This is a genomic window from Neorhizobium populisoli, assembly GCF_019430945.1.
Lineage (GTDB): Bacteria > Pseudomonadota > Alphaproteobacteria > Rhizobiales > Rhizobiaceae > Neorhizobium > Neorhizobium populisoli.
In genome coordinates this window covers 146,586-168,103 of record NZ_JAHYCB010000011.1, presented here as the reverse complement: position 1 = coordinate 168,103, position 21,518 = coordinate 146,586, and the positions used below count along the sequence as shown (strand labels likewise).

23 protein-coding genes and 3 pseudogenes are annotated in these 21,518 nt (G+C 58.5%); 10 read left to right on the top strand and 16 right to left on the bottom strand.

What is annotated here, in order from left to right; all coding sequences use genetic code 11:
* Positions 1–253: 253 nt before the first annotated feature.
* Entirely contained in the window at positions 254–1,363 is a 1,110-nt protein-coding gene (locus KX729_RS26225) for a cache domain-containing protein (protein WP_246617859.1), read from the top strand.
* Here KX729_RS26225 and KX729_RS26220 read toward each other — a convergent pair.
* Entirely contained in the window at positions 1,332–3,290 is a 1,959-nt protein-coding gene (locus tag KX729_RS26220) for a glycosyltransferase (RefSeq protein ID WP_219745420.1), read from the bottom strand. The genes KX729_RS26225 and KX729_RS26220 overlap by 32 nt on opposite strands.
* A 3-nt stretch (positions 3,291–3,293) precedes the next feature.
* The gene (locus KX729_RS26215; RefSeq protein ID WP_219745419.1) at positions 3,294–4,487 is read right to left on the bottom strand and encodes an HlyD family secretion protein; all 1,194 of its coding nucleotides are present in this window, start codon (positions 4,485–4,487) and stop codon (positions 3,294–3,296) included.
* Positions 4,488–4,694: 207 nt separating this feature from the next.
* Here KX729_RS26215 and KX729_RS26210 point away from each other — a divergent pair, with 207 nt between their 5' ends.
* The 3 genes from KX729_RS26210 to KX729_RS26200 all read left to right on the top strand — a co-directional run bounded on the left by KX729_RS26210 (position 4,695) and on the right by KX729_RS26200 (position 6,526).
* Positions 4,695–4,973, top strand: coding sequence for a DUF6894 family protein (locus KX729_RS26210; protein WP_219745418.1), 279 nt, complete (start codon positions 4,695–4,697; stop codon positions 4,971–4,973).
* An 829-nt stretch (positions 4,974–5,802) separates the two neighbouring features.
* On the top strand, positions 5,803–5,976 hold the full coding sequence (locus KX729_RS26205) for an acyl carrier protein (protein ID WP_219745417.1): 174 nt from the start codon (positions 5,803–5,805) through the stop codon (positions 5,974–5,976).
* Positions 5,977–5,986: 10 nt separating this feature from the next.
* Entirely contained in the window at positions 5,987–6,526 is a 540-nt protein-coding gene (locus tag KX729_RS26200) for an ArsR/SmtB family transcription factor (protein ID WP_219745416.1), read from the top strand.
* Between the two features lie 239 nt (positions 6,527–6,765).
* Here KX729_RS26200 and KX729_RS26195 read toward each other — a convergent pair whose 3' ends face one another.
* Together KX729_RS26195 and KX729_RS26190 are read right to left on the bottom strand one after the other, a co-directional pair.
* Positions 6,766–7,071, bottom strand: coding sequence for an MgtC/SapB family protein (locus tag KX729_RS26195; RefSeq protein ID WP_376776069.1), 306 nt, complete (start codon positions 7,069–7,071; stop codon positions 6,766–6,768).
* Between the two features lie 372 nt (positions 7,072–7,443).
* On the bottom strand, positions 7,444–7,611 hold the full coding sequence (locus tag KX729_RS26190) for a hypothetical protein (RefSeq protein ID WP_219745415.1): 168 nt from the start codon (positions 7,609–7,611) through the stop codon (positions 7,444–7,446).
* A 394-nt stretch (positions 7,612–8,005) separates the two neighbouring features.
* Here KX729_RS26190 and KX729_RS26185 point away from each other — a divergent pair, with 394 nt between their 5' ends.
* The gene (locus tag KX729_RS26185) at positions 8,006–8,617 is read left to right on the top strand and encodes a hypothetical protein (protein ID WP_219745414.1); all 612 of its coding nucleotides are present in this window, start codon (positions 8,006–8,008) and stop codon (positions 8,615–8,617) included.
* 973 nt (positions 8,618–9,590) lie between these two features.
* Here KX729_RS26185 and chrA read toward each other — a convergent pair.
* The 8 genes from chrA to KX729_RS26145 form a co-directional block, all read right to left on the bottom strand.
* Positions 9,591–10,817, bottom strand: a complete 1,227-nt coding sequence (gene chrA, locus KX729_RS26180) for a chromate efflux transporter (protein WP_376776068.1) — start codon at positions 10,815–10,817, stop codon at positions 9,591–9,593.
* Between the two features lie 102 nt (positions 10,818–10,919).
* Positions 10,920–12,128, bottom strand: coding sequence for an arsenite efflux MFS transporter ArsK (gene arsK, locus KX729_RS26175; protein WP_219745412.1), 1,209 nt, complete (start codon positions 12,126–12,128; stop codon positions 10,920–10,922).
* A complete protein-coding gene (gene arsH / locus KX729_RS26170; protein WP_219745411.1) occupies positions 12,125–12,850 on the bottom strand; it encodes an arsenical resistance protein ArsH in 726 nt (241 codons plus the stop codon). The genes arsK and arsH overlap by 4 nt, the downstream gene beginning before the upstream one ends.
* Positions 12,825–13,247 carry an arsenate reductase (glutaredoxin) gene (gene arsC / locus KX729_RS26165; RefSeq protein ID WP_219745410.1) on the bottom strand — a complete coding sequence of 141 codons (423 nt, stop codon included), beginning with the start codon at positions 13,245–13,247 and terminating at the stop codon, positions 12,825–12,827. The genes arsH and arsC overlap by 26 nt, the downstream gene beginning before the upstream one ends.
* A gap of 4 nt (positions 13,248–13,251) precedes the next feature.
* Positions 13,252–14,292 carry an ACR3 family arsenite efflux transporter gene (gene arsB, locus KX729_RS26160; RefSeq protein ID WP_219745409.1) on the bottom strand — a complete coding sequence of 347 codons (1,041 nt, stop codon included), beginning with the start codon at positions 14,290–14,292 and terminating at the stop codon, positions 13,252–13,254.
* The gene (gene arsN2, locus KX729_RS26155) at positions 14,279–14,740 is read right to left on the bottom strand and encodes an arsenic resistance N-acetyltransferase ArsN2 (RefSeq protein ID WP_219745408.1); all 462 of its coding nucleotides are present in this window, start codon (positions 14,738–14,740) and stop codon (positions 14,279–14,281) included. Before arsN2 ends, arsB begins: the two co-directional genes overlap by 14 nt.
* Entirely contained in the window at positions 14,737–15,264 is a 528-nt protein-coding gene (locus tag KX729_RS26150) for an arsenate reductase ArsC (RefSeq protein ID WP_219745407.1), read from the bottom strand. Before KX729_RS26150 ends, arsN2 begins: the two co-directional genes overlap by 4 nt.
* On the bottom strand, positions 15,261–15,584 hold the full coding sequence (locus KX729_RS26145; protein WP_219745406.1) for an ArsR/SmtB family transcription factor: 324 nt from the start codon (positions 15,582–15,584) through the stop codon (positions 15,261–15,263). The genes KX729_RS26150 and KX729_RS26145 overlap by 4 nt, the downstream gene beginning before the upstream one ends.
* Before the next feature lie 309 nt (positions 15,585–15,893).
* Between KX729_RS26145 and KX729_RS26140 the strand changes: the two genes are divergently transcribed.
* Positions 15,894–16,205 (top strand): hypothetical protein, encoded by a 312-nt coding sequence (locus tag KX729_RS26140; RefSeq protein WP_219745405.1) that lies wholly within the window; start codon positions 15,894–15,896, stop codon positions 16,203–16,205.
* Between the two features lie 2 nt (positions 16,206–16,207).
* Positions 16,208–16,825 carry an exopolysaccharide biosynthesis protein gene (locus KX729_RS26135; RefSeq protein ID WP_246617858.1) on the top strand — a complete coding sequence of 206 codons (618 nt, stop codon included), beginning with the start codon at positions 16,208–16,210 and terminating at the stop codon, positions 16,823–16,825.
* Between the two features lie 337 nt (positions 16,826–17,162).
* Here KX729_RS26135 and KX729_RS26130 read toward each other — a convergent pair.
* Positions 17,163–17,516 (bottom strand): annotated as a pseudogene (locus KX729_RS26130) (ArsC/Spx/MgsR family protein); the annotation flags it as partial.
* A 127-nt stretch (positions 17,517–17,643) separates the two neighbouring features.
* Here KX729_RS26130 and KX729_RS26125 point away from each other — a divergent pair.
* From KX729_RS26125 to KX729_RS33705, 3 genes and pseudogenes are all read left to right on the top strand, one after another.
* Positions 17,644–17,937 (top strand): type II toxin-antitoxin system Phd/YefM family antitoxin, encoded by a 294-nt coding sequence (locus KX729_RS26125; protein ID WP_219745404.1) that lies wholly within the window; start codon positions 17,644–17,646, stop codon positions 17,935–17,937.
* On the top strand, positions 17,934–18,311 hold the full coding sequence (locus KX729_RS26120; RefSeq protein WP_219745403.1) for a type II toxin-antitoxin system VapC family toxin: 378 nt from the start codon (positions 17,934–17,936) through the stop codon (positions 18,309–18,311). The genes KX729_RS26125 and KX729_RS26120 overlap by 4 nt, the downstream gene beginning before the upstream one ends.
* Positions 18,312–18,569: 258 nt before the next feature.
* Positions 18,570–18,927 (top strand): annotated as a pseudogene (locus KX729_RS33705) (integrase); the annotation flags it as partial.
* A 33-nt stretch (positions 18,928–18,960) separates the two neighbouring features.
* On the opposite strand, the pseudogene KX729_RS26115 reads toward KX729_RS33705, so the two are convergent.
* The 3 genes and pseudogenes from KX729_RS26115 to KX729_RS26105 all read right to left on the bottom strand — a co-directional run.
* Positions 18,961–19,205 (bottom strand): annotated as a pseudogene (locus KX729_RS26115) (IS3 family transposase); the annotation flags it as partial.
* Between the two features lie 121 nt (positions 19,206–19,326).
* Entirely contained in the window at positions 19,327–19,956 is a 630-nt protein-coding gene (locus tag KX729_RS26110; protein ID WP_219745402.1) for a TetR family transcriptional regulator, read from the bottom strand.
* Between the two features lie 21 nt (positions 19,957–19,977).
* Complete coding sequence (locus KX729_RS26105) at positions 19,978–21,504, bottom strand: FAD-dependent oxidoreductase (protein ID WP_246617857.1); 1,527 nt, start codon at positions 21,502–21,504, stop codon at positions 19,978–19,980.
* Between the last annotated feature and the right edge of the window lie 14 nt (positions 21,505–21,518).

Genomic DNA, 21,518 nt, shown 5'->3' with positions numbered 1-21,518 from the left:
CCTGGCTCCGTCGAAGTCCGACCGTAATGAAAGCGCTGAACCCATCGCAAACCTCCTGTTTGCGCCATCGATTCAGATTCGTCCGGCTTTGGGAACCCCAAGAGTCAGCATCAGTGACAACTGGTATTACCTGTCTTGTCCCGCTTTGCGTTTCGGTATGAAACATCCATAAAGAACATTTAAACGTGTTTTCCGGGGCTGCTGGATTAGCTGCATGATCCTCTTACATTCATGGGTCTGCAAGGAGCCAGCCATGTCCCGTCTCCCCGGTCTCGCCACGGCCACCATCACCTTCGTATTTCTCAGCGCTTTGTTAGCCGGCGCCCTAGGCTATGCGACTCTTAACGAGCGGGTGACAGCGTATCAGGAGAGCGCCCTGGCTGTTGCCGTCGAGACCCGTGTGCGTGGTGCACAAGTTGCCTTCTCATCCGCGCTGCATCGAGAATGGGAAGGGCTGAAGGCCGTTGCACAAAAGCTTGATCCGGACAAGCCGACAGAACTGGATCAGGCGCTGAGCCTAGTTGTCGGATCAGGTAGTTTAATATCCTGGGCCGGCTACGCTGGAATTGACGGCGTCGTGAGAACAGCTTCGAACGGCCTGCTCTTGAACGCAAGCGTCGCTTCTCGCCCATGGTATCAGCAGGGGCTAAAAGGGGATTTCGCTGGCGACGTTCATGAAGCCGTTTTACTGGCCTCGCTTTTGCCGCCGCAAGGGACAGAACCCCGCCGGTTCCTGGACCTGGCTTCGCCGATCAGAAGCGCGAATGGTTCTGTCGCGGGTGTTCTCGGCTATCACCTGAACTACAAGTGGGCTCAACGTCTTTTGAAAGAAATGGCTACGTCTCTCGACGTGGATCTGTTTCTCGTCAACGTCAATGGGGACGCCGTGATCGCGACGGACGGCGGCATTTACCATTCGCCGGATCTTGCCAGCTTCCGCACAGCGCGAACCGGTGCCTCTGCTGTCAACGTCGAGACGTGGCCGGACGGAAGACCTTATTTCACGGCCGTGTTGCCCGAACTCGATTATCAGGATCTGCCCCGCTTTGGCTGGAGTATGATCGCCAGGATCGACGCGAGCAAGCTAGCGGAGCCGAACCGCCAGTTCTCCACTGGCCTTCTATGGAACCTCGCTCTCTTCGGTCTTCTGTTGATATTGATGAGCGCCGTCTTTGTGGTCGTCTTCATCAGGCCGTTTGGCCAGCTCGCCGATAACGCGGCCCGAATTGCAGCGGGCGATGATGTGTACCCGTTTGAATCCAGGAGAACGAGGGAGCTGAACATGATCGCCTCGTCCATTGCCAAGCTGCAAGCGAAAGTGGCTCTCTCCCCTACAAAAAGCGGCCAAACGCGTCGCGAATGAGAGCTCCAATACGCGTCTTAGTAACACTCGGCACGTCGCCGCCTGCGTAAAGCCGGCGCAACAGAGCTTCATGTTGCGCAGCAACGAGCTGCAGGGAGAGAACCCCTCCATCGTCCGTCGTCTCAAGAACCTGCGCCTCAATGGTGCCGACGTCGGCAACGACAAGAGATAATGCTATTCCAGCGGCCAGATCCGCTCCACGCACCCTGGCCGTCTCTTGTGATAGATCGGTAAGCCAGACCCGTTGTAGCCCCGTCTTCGTTATCAGGTCACAGCGTTCAGGCCTGTCACCGAGATGCTGTTCCACCCTCGGTAGCTCCACACAAACGACAAGGGTTACAGTCAAGGTCAACACGTTATAGAGCGTCCAGAACAGAATGATAGCCTTCCCGTCCCCTGCGTCGTTGAACGCAAAGCGGTCGGAGAAAATTCCGAGCACGACGCCAAAAAGCGTCAGCACCAGGATAATCAGGAAAGGACGCATCAGGCGCCATTGCACCACGACCTTTGTCCGGTCGCCGCCCTTCGCTGTCACGCTGAAAGGATGACCATGAGGTTTAACAAGGCCGGTGATCGCAGCGCGCGTGATCGGTATGGCGCCAAGAAGCTGGCTGACGTCGTTGACGATCGGAACGACTAGACCTCCTGAGACGAAATTCAGGACGAACAGGATCCAGGCGAAGTATACGCCGAAGTACCGGATGACATCCGAGACCGACGCATCGACGATGGTGACATTAAAGAACCAATAGAAAAGCGGAAAGACGAAGCAGGCAAGGCGAAACGAAAAGCTGCTGAGCCAGAAGAGCACGCTGTCGGCGACACTCCAGCGATCGCGAAATCTGAGTTTGTTTCGCGACAGCGGCCCCAGCCGGCCGCGCGCGATCTGCATGAGCCCAAGGCACCATCTCGCCCGCTGGGTCACGTATTCTTTAAGGCCCTCCGGCGCGAGACCCTCCGTCAGCGCCTCGTTCAGATAGACCGTCCGAAACCCTCTCTCTTGTAACGCAAGCGTCAGCATGAAATCTTCGGTGATACTGTCAGTTGGGAAGCCGCCGATTTTCTGCACCGCGGAAAAGCGGATAACAGACGACGTGCCGCAGCAAAAAGCGATACCCCATCCGTCCCTGGACGGTTGAAGATGATCGAAGAAGAAACGCTGCTCGTCGGGATATGATCTGCTGAGGCCCAGATTGTGCTGTATCGGATCCGCGTTGAAAAAATGTTGCGGTGTTTGAACAAGGCCGACATCGTCATCGTGAAACAGCGCCAGCGCACGCTCGAGGAAATCCCCGTGCGGCACGAAGTCCGCATCCAAGACCGCTATGAAATCGGGAGGGGTGGTGTCCTCGGCGAGAAGGCGTAGCGTGTGATTGATGTTTCCAGCTTTGGAACCCTTGTTGTCCGGCCGCCGCACGTAGCGCACGTCTTGCACCAGACAGTAGTCCCGCAGCCAGTCACGGCGCCCGTCGTCCAGTACAAGAACTTGCTTGTTGGGATGATCGACCGCCTTCGAACCGACAATCGTTCGTTCCAGCACTTTGCGATCTTCGTTGTACGTCGCGATCAAGATGGCGACTCGAGGTGCGGGATTTGGAGACCACCAAGCTTTGAAACGTTCGACCTCCGCAGACCGATCGGTTTTCCTCATCATGATCGTGAAGGCACTGATCGACGAAAGAAGTGACGCCCCCTCTAAAGCAAGGAAACTCCAGCTGAGCAGGCAATCGGCTGTAAATCCGAAAGGCGCTATGGTCTCAGATGCGCGCCACCAGAAATAGCGACATGATAGCAATATGCCGATACTGAACAGGATCTTCCTATCGCGCGTGCGACCGCTACTCAGAACCGTTGGCACCACCAGCGCGATGCCCGTCACAAGTAGTAGCTGCGCTATGCTAGCCTGGAGTTCGCTCAGATAAATCATATCTTAGGTCCAGAACGAGCGCAGCCAGTCCAGCGGTCGGCGATCGAAGAACACTCTACCTGTTCGCCCAACTAAGCAGCGCAACTTTGCATCATCTTGCAAGGCCGGGACAGTGACCGTCACGTCGTAACGCTCCAGGTGCCTTCGGCTGGGAGCGATGGCAAGGTTCTTGTAAATTGTCTCCGCGCCCGCACCTGCCAGACGCGTCACCGTACCGCTCATGACTTCAGTGCGGCCGTTCAATCGAAATTGAGCAGAGCCGCCCACGGTCAAAGAGTTATAAACGCTTTCTGATACCGACAGGGTCACGATTGTCGAGTCACAATCAACCAGCCGCACCACGTCCTCACCTCGCTGAACCGTTTCGCCGCTTGCTGCAAGCACATCCCAGAGTAGCCCATTAACATTCGACTGTAAGGTGGCAGATCCCAGCCTGTTGACGCGAAGCCTCTCCGCGGACAATCGCGCATCAACGGCTGCGAGACGGGCTGCCTGCGCGTCCACCTGGCTTTTCAGCTCCGCCTGGCGTAGTTCAAGCTCCGCTATGCGCTGCTCTGAATAGGGCGCGTCGTTATAGCCATCTCCTAGAAACGTTCCCCGCCGCGCAGCTTCAAGGCTAACGCTCGCTGCAACTGTCTCGGCTCTTGCGTTCGCCAGTTCTAGTCGGGACACTTCCACAAGCGATTGAGCACGCTGATACGATACGCCAGTCTCGATGCCTCGGTTGGCAAGGGATGAGGTTCGCTGAAGTTCCAGGGTAGCCGACTTGAGCTTGGCCTCGGCAGCATCACCTAGCGACTGCGACGCCGCGACCTGCGCTTCGAGCTGCCGTATACGATCCGCAGAGTAGTTGCGGGAGCGCTCTCGGAGCAAGACGATCGCTTCCTGTACAGACATAAGGTCTTTGAGAAGTCTGGTGTGCTCCGCGGCTCCCTGAGCTTTCTCATTTTCCAGATCGCCAGCCCGGACATTATCGACCAAATCATCGGTGACATCTCCTATCTGTTCATTCCGGCGAACTTGAGCTCCCAGTGGACGATCCTGCAGCCCAAGCCTTCCTGAGATTGATGATCTTACTGTGGTCAGTCGGGCATTTATGACAGCATCAGCACTGGCGCCAGTGAGCTGCTCGCCGACGACGACATAGCCCGCGACCAGGACGATGATGAGCCCAACGATTATCTTGACGAGTTTCATGCTGCACCCTGTGTTTTAGGTAGGCAACTAGAGCGAAAGATGAGGCGGAGAAGCGCGCTTTGCCGGTTAGCAATTGCACGGCTACCAAGTCCTTAATGGGATGTCCCGGTCCGCGACAACTCTCACCGGAGACCTAGCTCCGACAGTTCTGTTATCTGGTGGCCCTCCGTTCTTGACGACGTTTGAGATCGTTCTAATTTACAGCTCATGACGCGGTTCTTTTTTGATATTATCATTGGCAACGACACAGAGACGGATGAACATGGCGTCGAACTCGCCGATCGTGTGGAGATGCGGCGCGAGGCCGGCCGGATCCTTACCGACATCGCAAAGTTCGAAATCGATCATACCGAGGAGCTAGCGATCGAGGTGAATGTTCGTGAAGACGATGGAACCGTTATCCACCATGGGGAACTGAAGTTCCGCACGCTTCCTTGCCGCTTGACCGGTGAGCTTCATGCTGAAGAAACCCAACCGTGTGAGTGATTGACAAAAGGGGCCGATGCCCCCAAGGCCCAATCGCCATCTCTGCCGGGTCCGTACGGCCTAGACGGCTAACGCACAGGGAGTATCTTGACGAGAAGACGCTATAACGCCATTACCCGCAGATTGCGGTACTCTGCGTGGGGATGCTCATGCAGGATGCTTGCCCCCGGCATCTCTCCTCTGCGGTGCAGTTGCACTGCGTCTGATGGCGCTCGATAGCAAGTTGGCTTAAACGGATCTCAAGTAGTGGCCATTCCTGCTGCGGATCAAGGGGTTATCTTCAACGCCAGAGAAAGCTGGGACCGTTATCTTGATCTTGAATCGCCCAATGATATCTAGCGTCGCGTCCTTCCCCTCTTCCATCGCTGCAAGCAGGAGGGGCATATTTTGGTCAAGCGCGCAGTATCCCGAGCTGTCTCAGCAGCCTGGGAAGGGCCAGCCGCCCCGAGATCAATAGTAGCGATCAATCAGGCAGACAAGCATAGCAGCATCAGCTGCGCTGACGTTGCGGTCGGGAAGCGACGCCGCCTCGTCGGGGCTCTGGAACAAAATCCCGGTGTTGAAGGTCCATCTTGTCGGCGAGCAAGCCGCAGAACTGGCCAAACTTCATCACAACATCCTTCGACACGGCGGCATGGTACCCTCGTTGGTCACCGGAGTGGTAGCTCGGGGATGTTAGGGGCACCTCAGTAGGAGTATACCAACACCTACTCCGCGTTCTGTTAGAGGTCGCAGCACAGCACCCTGCCAAATTGAAACGCAGCCGAAAAAATGCCCAACGCATCAGGTGCCAACTAGGCACTCGCTGGACAGCAAGAACAGGAAAGTCGTGAGCGAAATCGGTATTCGGGTCATTATCGGGCAACTCGGCGATCTCGGGGCGGATTCTCTTGAGATCATGGAAAGGGTAATTGCGCTCGAAGACGAATCTGGCGTCAATACTTATCGACTCTCGTTTATGAGTTCACTGCCTAATCAGCTCGCCGAAGTAACGGTCCAGTAGGGGAATCTTCATGCACTATTACGAGAAACGCTACGCAGGTCTGATCTACCGGGTCACCATTCCTGCAATGGCGGATGAACCCGTGCTATACCATGTCAGGTCTTCCGGCGCTGTCGAGTGGCAAAGGATCCCTAAAGGGCCGAACTCTATTCGCAGACTGATGGGGAGCCTTTTTGCCGAGCAGCTGTCCCTTCATCCCCGCACAAGAAAGAGCAAACGGACCCCGGAGCGCCAAGCCGCAAGCCCGGGGATTAAGAGCCTCGATTTCGAAAAAGCGGCAACACTGCTCGCGGCGGCGGATAACCAGACGCGTTACCTGTTGATCTTCCTGCTGTTGGACCAGGAGCGGGATGTTGGCACCTTGGCTACGATTGCCGGGATCAGCTCCAGTCTCGCATCGAGTTATCTCCGACAGCTCCGCGTCGCTGGGATAGTGGTGCCGCGCCGAGCAGGCCAGACCAAATATTATCGTCTCGCAAGTGTGGAGATGCGTCGCCTGATTGAATGCGTCCGGCAGCTGCCTCTTTTACAATCGACCCTCGACAAGTGAGCGAACAACGCAAGGATTCGTTAACCATGATCGCGTAGTTTTAAGGTCAGCACCGCGATCTCCTCCCATGTACGGTGCGTCTTATAGCAAAGGCTCGCTCTCGACGGCGAGCCTTTCGCTTTTACGGACGGGCTGTCAGAGCAGAAGTGGTGTCTCGGCGCTCGCCTTCTTTTTAGCCCACAGCTCCGTCGTTCGATCCATGTTGATCAGCTCTGGCGGAAAAGTCCGTTTCTGGAGAGCTAACGCCTCTTCGAACTCCCAAGCAGCCATCTCTCGTAGTCGTCACGGTGAAGCAGGACCGGCATGCGGTTGTGGACGGGCGCGATTGCCTCGTCACGACAAGGACCGCACCGCCGCCGATGAGGCCCATGCCTGTGATGAGGCCTCCTGGCCGCCGCCTCCGGGCTTCCGGCTGTCAAGTTCTCGGTCGCCTGGATAAATCCGCAACTGGCTATGGCGACCAGCGGAAACGTGCGCAACCCGGCGCTTCGCTCGCCCTTTTCGCGGTCCCACCCGATCGGAAGCGCCAGCAAGTAGGCCGCCACAAGCGCTCCAAGATGTGGAACGACGTTGTTCCTATCGCTGCCAGCTGTTCCAACATGTTTTTACCCTCCCGTCGTTTCTGCCTGGAGATAGTTGTGTTGGGAGATCAAGCGAATTTGGTCTGGGCCAGATCTCGCGTTCGACAACATGCACCAAGAAGGCGAAGGGCATATTGGACAGGGTAGATGTTATCTCGGCGCCTTTTTTTGGCGCTTGGTTTCGGGAACGCAATCGGCAGCATCTTCGATCGCGTGTAATCGCTCCCGCCGTACGGTCCATAATCCTGGCGTCGATGAACCCGATCATCCTAGCGACGCCACAAGAGCAGGTCCTCGATACCACCAGATGAAGATCCCGTGCAGCAGTGTACCTGCTTAAGAAGCCTTGCGCAAATCTTCCGAATCGCCGCTCATCTGGTCGAACCTGCCCCTGAGCGTCTCAACGGCAGTTGCGAGTGCCTGAAGGTCGTCGTCGAGCTGCTGCTCGAATACTGCAAGCTCGCCGGCCAGCAGTTCGGCGCCGTGGACCAAAGCCTCGAACATGATCGAGCATTTCGTTGAGCTCGGAAGCTTTTCACCGCAGCGCTTCGCCACTGATCACTGTCATGCATCCCCTCTCGCCTGAAGAAACTCCGCCTGAACCGGACCGTGAGGCGGAGGATTGAATGATCCGTCGTACTTGGCCGCCTCGATTCCGAAGACGTTTTCTTCGTTCCGGCCAAGGCAAAAGTGTCGCCGGCGTTCGTCTTTAACAAACGACTCAGACCCGAGGCATAACGAAGATGCCGCACGCAACGCAAACGGCCGGCCCAAAGTCCCTCATCTTATAGGACCTTCGTACCCGGCTTTGCGGCATAGGTCCGACCTCTCTGGAATCCAGGGGGGCGATGCGCATCCTTATTAGAACGATCAGCAAAAAACCGAGAAGGAGGATGTCATGATTATGCAAAAAATCTTGAAGACCGCGATCGTCGCTGTGTCTCTCGCCTCAATGGGTCTGGTCGCTTCGGGTGGCTTCGACGGCGACGCTCTCGCCAAAAGTGGCAACGGCAACTCGGGCGGCGGCGGGGGCAATGGTGGAAGCGGAGGACACGGCAACGGATCTGGCAAAGACCATGCCTCCAACACAAACAACAGCAAGAACAGCCACGGGCGCCCCGACAAAATTGCCTCGCGCGCCGCGACGCAGCGTGAGGACAGGGCGCTGCATCGTGCGGAGAAGTCAATGGCGTCGGAACTGCGCGGCTTGAACTCGCTCAAGAGAAATTACCACGCCTACTTCGATTCGAAGGATCCGCGGTTGGCGGGTGTTGCTTCTTACGTGCAGGACTATGCCCGCTATGAGCTTCGGACAGGCACCATCCCCGCCCTGGAGGACCCCGAACTCGGTGATGCTGCTCTGACGGCGGCCCTAAGCGGCTTTTCCAAGGCGACAATCACATCTCGTCAGCTCAGCTGGGCCAAAGACGTCCTCGGCGTGGGCAGCTCGGTCGGCAAGATCGACCAGGTCCGCGAGGCGATGGAGAAGCAGGCGGACGCGCGAGAATAGCAGCCCGTGCAGGGTATCGTTTTCGTTAAAGCCGGCAGCAACTGCTGCCGGCTCCTGCCCGCCGGATGACTGAGTATGCCTGAGCTATGGCTTGAAGTGACAGCAGTTAAAGGTGACCGGATCTATGTCAACTTTGCCCATATCATCGCTGTCCTGCCCGACGGTGGCGGGTCGATATTGACGACAGCAGCTGGTGACACCAGGGATCAGGGAAAACGCTGGCGTATATTCAGGGCCAAATCAAGATTTAGCTTGTGGGGAGAGCAGAACAGCAGCTCCGGCGGATCGGACCTTCCTGTCGTTCAAGTTCTTAACATCGTTCGACGGCGGTGCGAGTTTTGTGTCATGGGGTAGCGATCATCCCACGAAGCCACGACCGAAAAATCGCGTCCTTTGAACCCAGCTTAACCTTTGTCTTTATATTTGGTACCGGATCTGACAGTTGGTAGTTGTGTACCGAAACCGGTGGGCCTCAACGAAAACTCTCTTTGTGATTATGTTCCTTCGACAAAGAATGCAACGGCTTTCGAGCCGGCATGCCTGAAATTCAATGGCGGTGACGACCGAGTGCATTTTCGCGCCGGAACTTTTAAATGGTGTGTTTCAGCGCGTACTGCCCGAATGGACACTGCCGACCATCGATCTCTGGGCGGTTTAGCCGTCGGGCCGCCTAACCACCGCAAAGGCGAAGATTTTCCAGTTGAGAATTACACCAGAAAGAAGAAATGAGCGACGCGCCAAAGAAAGCCCGCTCCGGAGACATGACTCTATGTGGCGCCTTGAACCAGTCTGAAACGATGACCCGGACATACTGGTCTGGCCCCTGCAACGTGAAGTCAATCAGGCGGTAGATGTCCATCTCTTTTGCGGCGGCACAATTTTTGCGAATTTGGCAGGTGGGGCCAATGGCCGAGCGTGGTCGCTTCGCTGTCAGCGGCGTAAATCACCGGTGACGGATAAGGCTCGATGTCGTCTAGAGATACGCCAACCCTATCCCGCCGACGCCCATCGTGATGACAACTATCCAGGGAGGCGCCTTCCATACGGTCAGCAACAAGAAGCCAGCCGCAGCCAGCGCAAAGTCGTAGGGCCGCATGACTGCGCTCGTCCAAACCGGGCTATAGAGGGCGGCCGCCAGAATGCCGACGACAGCTGCATTCGCTCCACGCATTCCCGCCTGTGCGGGGGGACGCTTTCGAAAATCCTCCCAAAAAGGAAGTGCCCCTAAAAGCAGCAGAAAACCCGGAAGGAACACCGCCAAGAGTGCGATTGCTGCACCGGCAGGACCATTCGGCTCTGGACCCATGACAGCGCCGAGATAGGCGGCGAATGTGAAGAGCGGACCTGGCATTGCCTGGGTGATTCCATAGCCTGTGAGAAAAGCATCGTTGCTGACCCAGCCGGGATCGACGACTTCCGCTTGCAGCAAAGGCAGGACGACGTGGCCTCCACCAAAGACCAGAGCGCCCGAGCGGTAAAACGCGTCGAACAGAGAGACACCTGGTAATCCTGAGGACGCGGCAAGCGGGAGAAGCACGAGCAGTGTAAAAAATGCGATGAGGCTGATTACGCCAATCCACCGCGGTACTGTGAACAATAGCACGCTTTCGCCCGCCGTTGCGCCGCTTCGGCAAACCATCAATCCGAGCACGCCGCCAAGGGCGATCGCCACGACCTGCCCAATGGCGTTGGAAACGAAAATTACCATCAGCATCGCTGTCAGGGCGATGGCAGCGCGTCGCCGGTCCGGCGTCAGATTCTGTGCCATGCCCCAGACTGCCTGCGCGACGACGGCGACGGCGACAATCTTGAGGCCATGGAGCAGGCCGATGCCAACAGGCCCGCTGAACGCAGTCGCCGTCATGGCAAAAGCGACCAGCAGCAAGGCAGAAGGAAGTGTGAATGCCGTCCAGGCCGCAAGCGCCCCGAGAGGTCCTGCGCGCAGAAGGCCCAAAGCAAATCCAACCTGGCTGGAGGCAGGACCCGGCAAAAACTGGCACAGAGCAACGAGATCCGCATATGCGGCCTCGCCGATCCATTTCCGACGTAGAACCAGCTCGTCGCGAAAGTATCCCAGATGCGCGATCGGGCCTCCAAATGAAGTGAGGCCAAGTTTCAGGAAGGCAAGGAAGACCTCGCTTGCGGTACCGCGTTGTTGCCCAACATTGATTTCGGCCGTTGTCTCGGTTGCTGGGTTCACGACAGTTCCTCCAAATATCCCCTCATCAGACTTTGCCGTTGTCGTGTTCTTACGTGACGCTTTCATGAAGGCGACGACGGCATTCGCGCCTATCCTTCTTTTTTAAAACGAGGCCGGACTTTCGGGAGGAAGCCTTTCGACTAACGGCGAAAGTCTCAATAGCGCAATGATCGCGCAGGCGCCAAGCGTCACGCAAATTGCCAGAGAAGCGATAATGCCAATATGAGCGATCGACAGCGCTAAAGCGAAAGGCGCCAGCGCCGAAAGGATCAAGCGCGCCGCGATCATCTTCCCTTGCAACTTGCCATAGCCTTCACTGCCGAACAGATGCAGCGGCAGAGTTCCGGTGACAATGCTCAATAGGCCGTTGCCCATGCCAAAGATGACCGCGAAGGCCATGGCGCCGGGTACGGAAGGCGCCGTCAGCAAGAGGATCATTGCACCGCCCGGGATAAGCAGTGCGGCGATCACCGCGAGATGCAGTGCGGCCAGATGTTTGCCAAACACCATGTTTATCAGGCGGCTGGCGACCTGCGATGGGCCAAACAATGTGCCGACCAGGGCTGCGGTGGCGCCGAGGCCGAGACCGGAGAGCAGCGGCACCAGATGCACCAGCATAGCGGCCCCAACGAGCGACATCAGCGAAAACCCGGTGACCATCAGCCGGAATCCCAGCGGGCGATGCTCGGGGGCCAGCACACCTTCGACCTTGGGGGGAGCGGTTTTGGTAGCCGCCCTCCCGCGGATCGCGCCACGCGACAGCCAGGCATGGACGGGCAGGCAGATGAGCAGATTAAGGGCTGCAAAGACCAGATAGACGTCCTGCCACGACATCTGTGCGTGCAGGGCCGTGGTGATCGGCCAGAACATCGTCGAGGCGAAGCCGGCGATCAGGGTCAGATAAGTGATGCTGCGCGAGGCCACCTGGGGTCGAATCTGCACGAGCAGCGCGAACGCCGCGCCGTATTGCACGAGGTTGGCAGACACTTCGATCGCGATCAGCGCTGCGGCAAAGGACGCCTTGCCCGGTGCATAGGCGCAGGCGATCAGGGCGGCGGCGGCAACGGCAGAGCCGATGGTCATCACCCGACCAGCACCGATACGGTCGAACAGGCTTCCCAGCCACGGGGCGGTGAGCCCACCGATCAGCAGCGCGACCGAAAGCGCGCCAAAGATCCACTCGGTGGGCCAGGCGAAATGCGCCGCCATATCCGGCGCCAGGATGCTGAAGCTATAATAGAGGGTGCCGTAGCCGATATTCTGCGTGACACCAAGGGAGACGACCGCTGCGATCGGAACCCGGTCGCTCATATGGATTTCAGGCTCACACGTTGCTCCAGCTTTTCGGCGTCTTCCTTGCGCTCGCTATAGCGATTGGTGAGATAGGGAGAGGCGTCGCGGGTGAGAAATGTGAATTTCACCAGTTCCTCGCAAACATCCACCACCCGGTCGTAATAGGAGGAGGGCTTCATACGCCTGTCCGCGTCAAACTCCTGAAACGCCTTCGCGACCGACGACTGGTTGGGGATGGTGATCATCCGCATCCAGCGGCCGAGGACGCGCAGCTGGTTGACGGCGTTGAACGACTGCGAACCGCCGGAGACCTGCATCACGGCTAGCGTCTTGCCCTGGGTCGGGCGCACCGAGCCGATCGAGAGCGGGATCCAATCGATTTGCGCCTTCATGATGCCGGTCATGGCGCCGTGGCGTTCTGGGCTGATCCAAACCTGACCCTCTGACCAGGCCGACAGGTCTCGCAGCTCCTGCACCTTGGGATTGCTCACCGATTCCGCATCGGGCAATGGCAGGCCGGCAGGATCGAAGATTCGCACCTCGCAGCCCAAGTGCTCGAGCAGGCGTGAGACCTCGTGCGCCAGCAAGCGGCTGTAGGACACCTGGCGCAGCGAGCCGTAGAGGATCAGGATCCTTGGCCTGTGCGTTGAGAACGACGGGCGCAGCGCCTGCAGATCGGGAAGCTGCAGGTGCTCAAGGGATGCGGCGGGCAAATCAGACAATGCGCTTGCCCTCCGCATTGAGGACCTGTTCGCCGTCTTCCTTAGTGAACGCGCCCTTGTGGGTGTCCGGCAGGATGTCCAGAACCACTTCGGATGGCCGCGACAGGCGCGTGCCCATCGGTGTGATGACGAACGGCCGGTTGATCAGGATCGGATCCTTGAGCATGGCATCGAGCAGCTGGTCGTCGGTCAGATCCGGGTTGTCGAGGCCGAGTTCGATATAGGGGCTACCCTTTTCACGGATGGCCTCGCGGACGGTCAGGCTGGCGTCGGCGATCATGCGAACCAGCTGCTCCCGGCTGGGCGGGCTCTGCAGGTATTCGACGACCGTGGGCTCGATACCGGCATTGCGGATCATCTCCAGCGTGTTGCGTGAGGTGCCGCAGTCGGGGTTGTGGTAGATGGTGACGTCCATGATGTCATGCCCTCCTGATGGTAGTGGCGTTCGCCCGGACGGCGGGGCCGCGCTCGTACCAGCCCTTGCTTCGGTTGACGATCCAGACCACCGACAGCATTACCGGCACCTCGATGAGGACGCCGACGACGGTGGCAAGGGCCGCACCGGAATGAAAGCCAAACAGACTAATGGCAGCGGCCACCGCCAACTCGAAGAAATTGGAGGCGCCGATCAGCGCCGAGGGGCCGGCAACGCAATGTTCCTCGCCGCTCCAGCGGTTCAGCAGATAGGCGAGGCCCGAGTTGAAATAGACCTGGATCAGGATCGGCACGGCGAGCAGCGCGATAACGCCCGGTTGCGCGATGATCTGTTCGCCCTGGAAGCCGAACAAAAGCACCAGCGTGGCGAGCAATGCCAGCAGGGATACCGGTTGGAGCTTGGTGCCGAGGCGGTCGACGTCTGTAACCCGGCGCAGAACCTGTGCCGCGATCACCGGCAGGACGATATAGAGCACCACCGACAGGATCAGCGTATCCCACGGCACGGTGATAGCTGAAAGACCCAGCAGCAGGGCGACGATTGGTGCAAAGGCGACGACCATGATCGTGTCGTTCAGCGCCACTTGGCTTAGCGTGAAATGCGGCTCGCCCTTCGTCAGGTTGGACCAGACGAAGACCATGGCGGTGCAGGGTGCGGCGGCGAGGATGATCAATCCGGCAATGTAGCTGTCGATCTGGTCGACCGGCAGATACGGCCGGAACAGGTAGCCCACGAACAGCCAGCCGAGCAGCGCCATCGAGAATGGCTTCACCGCCCAGTTGATAAACAAGGTCACGCCGATCCCGCGCCAGTGGCGGCCGACCTGGCTCAAAGAGGCAAAGTCGATCTTGAGCAGCATCGGGATGATCATCAGCCAGATCAGCACGGCGACCGGCAGGTTGACCTTGGCGACTTCGGCCATGCCGATGGCCTGGAAGAAACCCGGCATGACGTGGCCGAGGGCGACCCCGACGACAATGCACAGGAACACCCAGACGGTCAGGTAGCGTTCAAACGTAGACATCGATCCACTCTATTATTGTCTTGGCAAGCAGTGCGGCAGATGCCGGACATAGGCTTGCTGCCTGGCGGGTCTGCAGAATGGCGGCGGGTGCAGCCGCGCGATCAATCCGGGCGAACCCCAGGTGTTCGAAAAAGGATGTCGCCGACTCCGTCAGAAGATAGACGGTGCGGACGCCATGACCGATGGCCTGGCCCAGCACGAGGTTGGTAACAGCCGCGCCGTTACCACGCCCGCGATGTTCCGGAACCACGACCACCGAGCGCAGGAGGGCGTGCTGACCATAAATCTCAAGACCGCCGAAACCTACCTTGCGGCCCTGATCGCTCAGCTGGAAGAAGCTGCGTCCGCTTTCGGTAAGATCGTCGGTCGGCAGGTTGGCAGCTTGCAGCGCCGCCAGAAGCTCGCCATCGGTCCCGGCGACCGGCTGCAGATCCAGTTGCGGCCTCACGCGACATCGCTCCAGCGGTTGGTTGAACCTTCCATCGCACCGATGCCGCGCAGCTGGGTTTCCAGTGCCAACTTGTCGATCGACGCAAGGGGCAGGCTCAAAAACGCGGTAATGCGGTTCTTGAGGAACCGGGCGGCCTGGGAGAACGCCTGGCCCTTCTCGATCAGCGAGCCTTCGACGGCGGCAGGATCCTCGACCCCCCAATGGGCGGTCATGGGGTGGCCAATCCAAACCGGGCACGCCTCACCGGCGGCGTTGTCGCAGACCGTGAAGATGAAATCCATCTGCGGCGCGCCGGGTTCGACAAAGACGTCCCAACTCTTGGAACTGAGGCCACTTCTTTCGTAGCCGAGGCCGCGCAGCGTTTCGAGCGCCAACGGGTGAACCTCACCTTTGGGTTGACTTCCGGCGGAATAGGCTTTGAACCGGCCCCTGCCCTCGCCATTGAGAATGGATTCCGCCAGGATCGAGCGAGCGGAATTCCCGGTGCAGAGGAACAGGACGTTGTAAACGCGATCGGTCATTGCAGCTTCTCCGTGGCTGGTGCGCAGATTTCAGGGTGACCCGCGCAGCAGTCCTCCATAAGGAAGCGGACAAGCGCGCCGAGGCCGTCATAGTTGGCCGTGTAGATGATCGAACGGGCTTCACGCTTCTGATTGATCAGGCCAGCGCGCTCCAGCTCCTTCAGGTGAAACGAGACGTTCGACGGTGAGACGTCAGCCTTTTCTGCGACTGCGCCCGCGGCCATGCCATCGGGACCGGCGACCACCAGCATGCGAACGATATGCAGACGGGTTTCCTGCGACAGCGCCGCGAATGACATGAGAGCCTGACGCTCTTCCATATTTCTACAATCCTTGAAATGTTGAACAGAGGAGTAACGCAAATGGAGGCGATCGACAAGCCCCGCCTTTCACGAGCGACGCCCGTGTGACAAAGTAATAAGGCACCTAGACTGCTCTTTCAGTGCGCAAGGCAGTTTGATCGACAAGAAGGTCTCACGCCGCCAAGAACATTGCGGGCTTGAACACGTCAGCTCCACTTCCCAAATCATGCTCGACCCGCTGGTCCGGGCCCCTCTGGTGAAAGTCTCCGGCGCTTTCACGATGTCGGACCTTAAACCGACAAATGCCGCACGCCACGGGGCCAGATTATGATCGCAGAGATTGCTGCATGGATGTTCACCCTTTTCGTTGTAGATCCTCTTCACGCCGAGATGCGGCAACATCTCGAACACGCGAATGCGCCGGTAGAGGTCGTGCAGCAGTCTCGCCAATGTTTGGCCTCTCATGTCCCGCGTCTTGTCGATAGAGCCGGTAACGAACCAGGCTGGGCAATCGCCACGGCCATCGGCATCTCGACCGGATGGACATCACCGGATCGGCTGTTTGATGGAGCCGATCCGAGCTGCAGCGCGTTGCGTAGTCTGATCGGCGCCCAAAACGCGCGCGAAGCGGAAGGCTGACCTTGGCGATCCCGGGCGGCGACCGCGCTACGAGCACCGCATCCGCGACATTGGCCTGTCTTGTGAGAGAAGCGCGGAGCCGGGACGGCCTGACAATTGCTGATGCCCTCGAGTTGATGGGGAAGTCCGGCTTTGGTTTCGTGATGTTGCTTCTGGCCCTGCCCGCGCTCATCCCCATCCCCGGCCCTTTCGGTCTGGTCTTCGGATCCACGCTGGCGATCGTTTCTCTTCAGTTCGCGATCGGGCTTAAATCCCTTTGGCTGCCATCACTCCTCGCCAATCGGCGCATATCGGCGAATACATTCGAGGCTCTGGAGCGGTATGCATCGCCGCTGGTCCGACGGATCGAGCGCTTCGTGCAGCCGGGCCGAATGACAACGTTTGCCGGGCCGCGCATGCCTTATTTGCTTGCTTTGCCGGTTTTCTGTCTTGCGGTTGCCGTTGCTTTGCCGATCCCGTTTGGAAACCTCGCCCCGGTCACAGCACTCTGTGTTATCGCCATCGGGTTGATCGAGCGTGACGGGCTGGTAGTTCTTCTCGGCCTTTGCATGACTTTGATCGCGCTTGCCGTGACTGGAGCGCTGCTTTACACGGCAGCTGGCGTCATCCCCTGGATTTGAACTCAGTCTGCCGACCTCGGTCTCCTTTCCTTGTGGTGCCGTTGCGATTTGGCCTGTTTTCAGCTTTCTCGAAGCGTTATCCTTCGTGCGGATGACGTAGCAAAATCCAAAAATCTCCCAAGGTCGGGATGGTCCTTCAAGTCAGATTTCGCGCCGCGCTCTTGTCACACCGATCGCAGTGTGCTGACGCTCATGGTATTCGCTTCAAGTTGACCCAACTCCTAGTTATGGGTGGCAATATTAACCGAAGCTTACCGCGCTTGACGTTTGCCATTTCGGTCCCGCCTCCCGTCGCGAGCTCCAGGGAAGGTGGGCGTCGACTAATGCGGGAAATGTCTCAGACGATACGCTTTCCTTCCTGGTCGAGGCCTGTTCGCCGTCTTCCTTGGTGAAAGGCCCCGAGAATGCGTCGGCAGGCAGGATTTCGAGCACGACCTCCGAGGGGCGGCAAGTCCGGTGCCCAGCGGCGTGACGACGAGCGGTCGGTTGATCAGGATTGGGGCCGCGATCATCGCATCCAGCAACTGCTCATCAGTCAACTCCGATTGTTGAGGCCGAGTTCCGCATAGGGCGTGCCCTTCTCACGGACCGCTTCGCGAGCAGTCAGACCGGCATCTGCGATCATCGTGGATAGCTGCTCGCGCGATGGCGGGTTCTTCAGGTACTCGATGACGGTGGGTTCGATCCCGGCGGCGAGATTCTGTGGGTTGGGTGCCTAACCATCGATAGGTATCCCGGAGCGTATCCGTACAGCGCGTTTGTACATATTCGTCCAACGTGTTATCCTCGTGGCCAGTCTGTTGTCAGGGTTAAAAATGATGCCGCAAACCTCCTACAACATCAGTGAGGCCCGCAAGAACTTTGCCCATGTGCTGGAGCGCGCCAACCGAGGTGAAGAGATCATCATCATGCGGGGCAATGAGGTCTATGCTCGCATCGTCCCGGCTGACGCCGGCGCCAAGCGCCCTTTCGGCCTGCTGCGTCAGCGTGGTCTGCCCGACGACCTGTTTGATGATCACGATACCGACCAAGCGGCGATCGACGCCGGCGACTGGAATGACGATACCGGTGTTTTTCGTGGCCCCCTCCCCGATGGCGAAAGCCGATCGTGAAAGTTTTGCTCGACAGCCATGCGGTTTACTGGTGGACAATCGGCAGTGACCGACTGTCGGCAAAAGCCAGATTGCTTATCGAGGACAAGGCCAACATTGTCCTCGTCAGCGCCGTGTCATTCTACGAGCTGGACAACAAGATGCGCCTGAAAAAGCTTGACCTAAAGCCGCAAGAGTTGCGGGCCGCGGTAACAGCGAGCGGCCTGCAGACCGTAGCCATCAGCGATCTGCATGCCGAACTGGCAGCAGCATTCGACTGGGAGCATCGTGACCCGTGGGACCGCATCCTGGCAGCACAGGCCAGGCTTGAACATTGCACCTTCGTCTCGACGGATACCGTGTTCGACGTCGTGCTTCATGAACGCCTTTGGTGAGATCGATGAGACATGAAGATCCTCGTTGAAATTGCCGAAATCTTGGACCGGTTTGAAGAATAGCTTGAATTGGTAACGCGCGGCGATCACGTTTTTGATCTGCCCTGATGGAACGCCCGTCGTAGAAATGAATCCGATCTCAAAAGGCTCCGAGATGTGGGAGGAGCTCTGGGCGATGATGGACGCAGAGCGCTTCAACGTGCCGGCGGGCGCCACCTCAAATCATGACGAATTTTACGACGAACACGGTCTCCCAAAATGAGCGCCGTCGATCGCCGTGCCCAGGATCTCGATACGATTGCAGCCGTGCGGCCGATGGAGCGGTGCGACGAACTCGCTGAGCTGCTCACCGATCAGGACGTCGAAACGCTTCGGCATCTGGTCAACGAAGGCATGGGCGCAAACACTTTACGCGCCCTTGACCTCCGATCTCGCCTATCTGCGGGCCTGGTCGCTGGCGGCATCAGGCAAGTCACTGCCTTGGCCGGCGCCGGAAGCCCTGCTCCTGAAATTCGTGGCCCATCATTTACGGGATCCGCAAAAGCGGGCCGAGAATACGGATCATGGCATGCCGGCAGAGGTCGAACAAAACCTTAGCGGTCAGGGCTTCTTGAAGTGAATAGTCCCGGGTTTCGTCGACATCCTCGGATTAGATTTTCTGCCGTTTCTCGAACTCGACGGGCGACAGCATTCCGTTTCTGACGTGCTTGCGTTTCGGATTGTAGAACATATCGATGTAGCCGAATACATCCTGGCGAGCATCATCACGTGAACGGTAGCCTGCGACGTCCGCTCCCACTTCAAAAGATTGAAGAAGCTCTCGGCCACCTCATTGTCATGGCGGTTGCCGCGGCGGCTCATCGAGTGAACCAGATTGTGGTGCTTGAGGAACGAAGTCTACCAAAGACTTGTACGAAGAAGGTAAAAGTCCGCTGTCGGGGTCTATGAAAGCGTCGACGCCACTCGCTCTTCCACCTACTCTATTTCCAACCAAAATCGCGCAAGCTCGTTCCCTTCACGGCTTAGCGAGTAGCCCCTGCAGGACCGTCTCAGCATGCTGGGTGGCCAGTAAATCAAGGTCGGGGGCGTGTCGGCTGTCCGATCCAAACACCTCTTGGAACAGCACGCCCAGCACCATCGGCCCGACGATCGATATGGCGAACAGCCCCGGGTCCCCCGCCCGCACTTCACCCCGCGCTTGTGCCGCTGCGATCAGCTCCGCCAGCCGGCCGAGGATACGCGCGACGACCTCGTCATGCCATATCCGCGCCAGATCAGGAAAAGCCCTGCTTTCTGCGAGAACCATGCGCACGATGCCTGCGATGCGCCCATCGCCCATCCGGCCGGCCGCCCGCTTCAGCAGCACGGGCACCAGATCCGCTATGGAGCCATTGAAAGCGGCCGAACTTTGCTCGACCGCCTCCAGATTGGTGGTCAGCGCCTGACGCGCTGTGGCGCGGAACAGATCCTCCTTAGTTTCGAAATAGAGATACAGCGTCCCCTTGGCGACGCCCGCGCGTATGGCGACGTCGGTCAGCTTGGAGGCAGCAAAACCGTGTTCTACGAACACGTCCATAGCCGCGTTGATGATCTCTCCTGGACGAGCATCTTTCCGGCGGCGCCTCTTGGGTGTCGGGTCTTTCATATGGTTTCCCTGACCTGGAAGCTAAACCTTCAAATTGATGCCCCGATCAAGCAGGTATTTGTCAAGCGCGGCCGCCGATCCTTGAGGGTCAGCGATGCCCACGTATGTATCGGGGCGTAGAAGATAGGCCGCGTTCTGCGCCAGCCCCGCCTTTTTGTGATTTGGCTGCCAGCTGAAGACGTGCAGCGGAATGCCCTTGTCTTGGCACCAGCTGCTGAGATCGGCCTGGGCTTCACCGTACACATGCACCTGCCAACCGATCGCCGTGAGTAGCGCATAGTTATCGGACCCTGCGACGGGCGCCCATGGCAGGCGGTCACCGCCCTGCACGCTTCCCGCCTTCCCTTCGCTGAGTGGGCTGTCGTCATAGCTGAGCGTCGTCTGGGAGACGATCCGGAACATATACTCACGCACATTCTCGCTGAGATAGGCAACGCTGATGAAGGTTGGCGCGATGTGCGTGCGAACAAATTCAGCAAAACTGCCTTCGGCGGTGGCGAAGGTGAATAGCTTATCGGTGGTTTCGACGAGTTTGCGCGCGAACGTCTGGCGCTCCACCGCATAACTATCGAGCAGGCTGTTGGGTGCCTGGCCCTTAATCACGGCCGCGAGCTTCCATGCCAGATTAATGGCGTCCAAAATACCGGTGTTCATGCCTTGGCCACCCGCCGGACTGTGCACGTGCGCGGCGTCGCCAAGGAGAAACACGCGCCCACGACGGAACTTATCCGTGACGCGGTGGTGGACGCGGTACGTCGAGAACCAATTAACCTTATCCACCGTGACATTGAGGCCCCGAATAGCGTCTTGGCCAACATCTTCGAAACTTAGTGTTTCAGGGTGTTCGGCACGTTCACCGCGCACGGTTCCGATCAAACGGTATTGTTGCACCTCGCCATAGGGCATGACGAGCACAAAATCGGACTTATCGAAAGCCACGTGCGCTTCGCTGGCAGGGTTTACACCGCTCGCCACAACGTCCGCGACGTAAAACAGTTGCTTATAGGTACCTCCCTCGAATCCAGCGCCAATCTCATGGCGGATCGGCGAGCGTGCGCCATCACAGCCAGCCAGGTAAGCAGCGGTACAGGATTCTTCCTGACCGTCGGGAAGTCTCAAGAGAGCGCTCACGTGGTCGCCCTTGTCTTCAAACGATAACAGTTTGGTCTGGCGCTCGACCTCGATCCCGAGGACGCCAAGCCGCTCTACCAGCAGCCGTTCATGGCGGTCTTGGGGGAACACCAAGACAAACGGGTAAGGCGAGATTTTCTCGCCCGCGTCAGCTAGTTCGATCTGCACCTGCCGCTTGCCGCGCGCCCACATGTTCATAGCGGGGGTCTTGTATCCCGCATTCACGACCGCGTCTGCCAGGTCGAGCTGGCGGTAGAATTCCAATGTGCGAGCCTGGACAGCCATTGCACGCGAGGTCTCGCCTGGGCCGCTGCTTTTGTCGATGATCCGGATTTTAATGCCCTGTTTGGTGAGCCAGAGTGCCAGAGCCAGGCCGGTCGGTCCTGCTCCGACGATGAGAACCTCCATTTGTTTCATGGCTTTCTCCGTTT

Coding starts and splice junctions, on each gene's coding strand:
- KX729_RS26215 (WP_219745419.1), bottom strand. CDS start 4,487: ATGAAACTCGTCAAGATAATCGTTGGGCTCATCATCGTCCTGGTCGCG.
- KX729_RS26105 (WP_246617857.1), bottom strand. CDS start 21,504: ATGAAACAAATGGAGGTTCTCATCGTCGGAGCAGGACCGACCGGCCTG.
- KX729_RS26145 (WP_219745406.1), bottom strand. CDS start 15,584: ATGGAAGAGCGTCAGGCTCTCATGTCATTCGCGGCGCTGTCGCAGGAA.
- arsC (WP_219745410.1), bottom strand. CDS start 13,247: ATGGACGTCACCATCTACCACAACCCCGACTGCGGCACCTCACGCAAC.
- KX729_RS26150 (WP_219745407.1), bottom strand. CDS start 15,264: ATGACCGATCGCGTTTACAACGTCCTGTTCCTCTGCACCGGGAATTCC.
- arsK (WP_219745412.1), bottom strand. CDS start 12,128: ATGAGCGACCGGGTTCCGATCGCAGCGGTCGTCTCCCTTGGTGTCACG.
- arsB (WP_219745409.1), bottom strand. CDS start 14,292: ATGTCTACGTTTGAACGCTACCTGACCGTCTGGGTGTTCCTGTGCATT.
- KX729_RS26110 (WP_219745402.1), bottom strand. CDS start 19,956: ATGAAAGACCCGACACCCAAGAGGCGCCGCCGGAAAGATGCTCGTCCA.
- KX729_RS26210 (WP_219745418.1), top strand. CDS start 4,695: ATGACGCGGTTCTTTTTTGATATTATCATTGGCAACGACACAGAGACG.
- KX729_RS26185 (WP_219745414.1), top strand. CDS start 8,006: ATGATTATGCAAAAAATCTTGAAGACCGCGATCGTCGCTGTGTCTCTC.
- KX729_RS26190 (WP_219745415.1), bottom strand. CDS start 7,611: ATGTTCGAGGCTTTGGTCCACGGCGCCGAACTGCTGGCCGGCGAGCTT.
- KX729_RS26225 (WP_246617859.1), top strand. CDS start 254: ATGTCCCGTCTCCCCGGTCTCGCCACGGCCACCATCACCTTCGTATTT.
- KX729_RS26220 (WP_219745420.1), bottom strand. CDS start 3,290: ATGATTTATCTGAGCGAACTCCAGGCTAGCATAGCGCAGCTACTACTT.
- KX729_RS26125 (WP_219745404.1), top strand. CDS start 17,644: ATGCCGCAAACCTCCTACAACATCAGTGAGGCCCGCAAGAACTTTGCC.
- KX729_RS26200 (WP_219745416.1), top strand. CDS start 5,987: ATGCACTATTACGAGAAACGCTACGCAGGTCTGATCTACCGGGTCACC.
- arsH (WP_219745411.1), bottom strand. CDS start 12,850: ATGCGGAGGGCAAGCGCATTGTCTGATTTGCCCGCCGCATCCCTTGAG.
- KX729_RS26140 (WP_219745405.1), top strand. CDS start 15,894: ATGATCGCAGAGATTGCTGCATGGATGTTCACCCTTTTCGTTGTAGAT.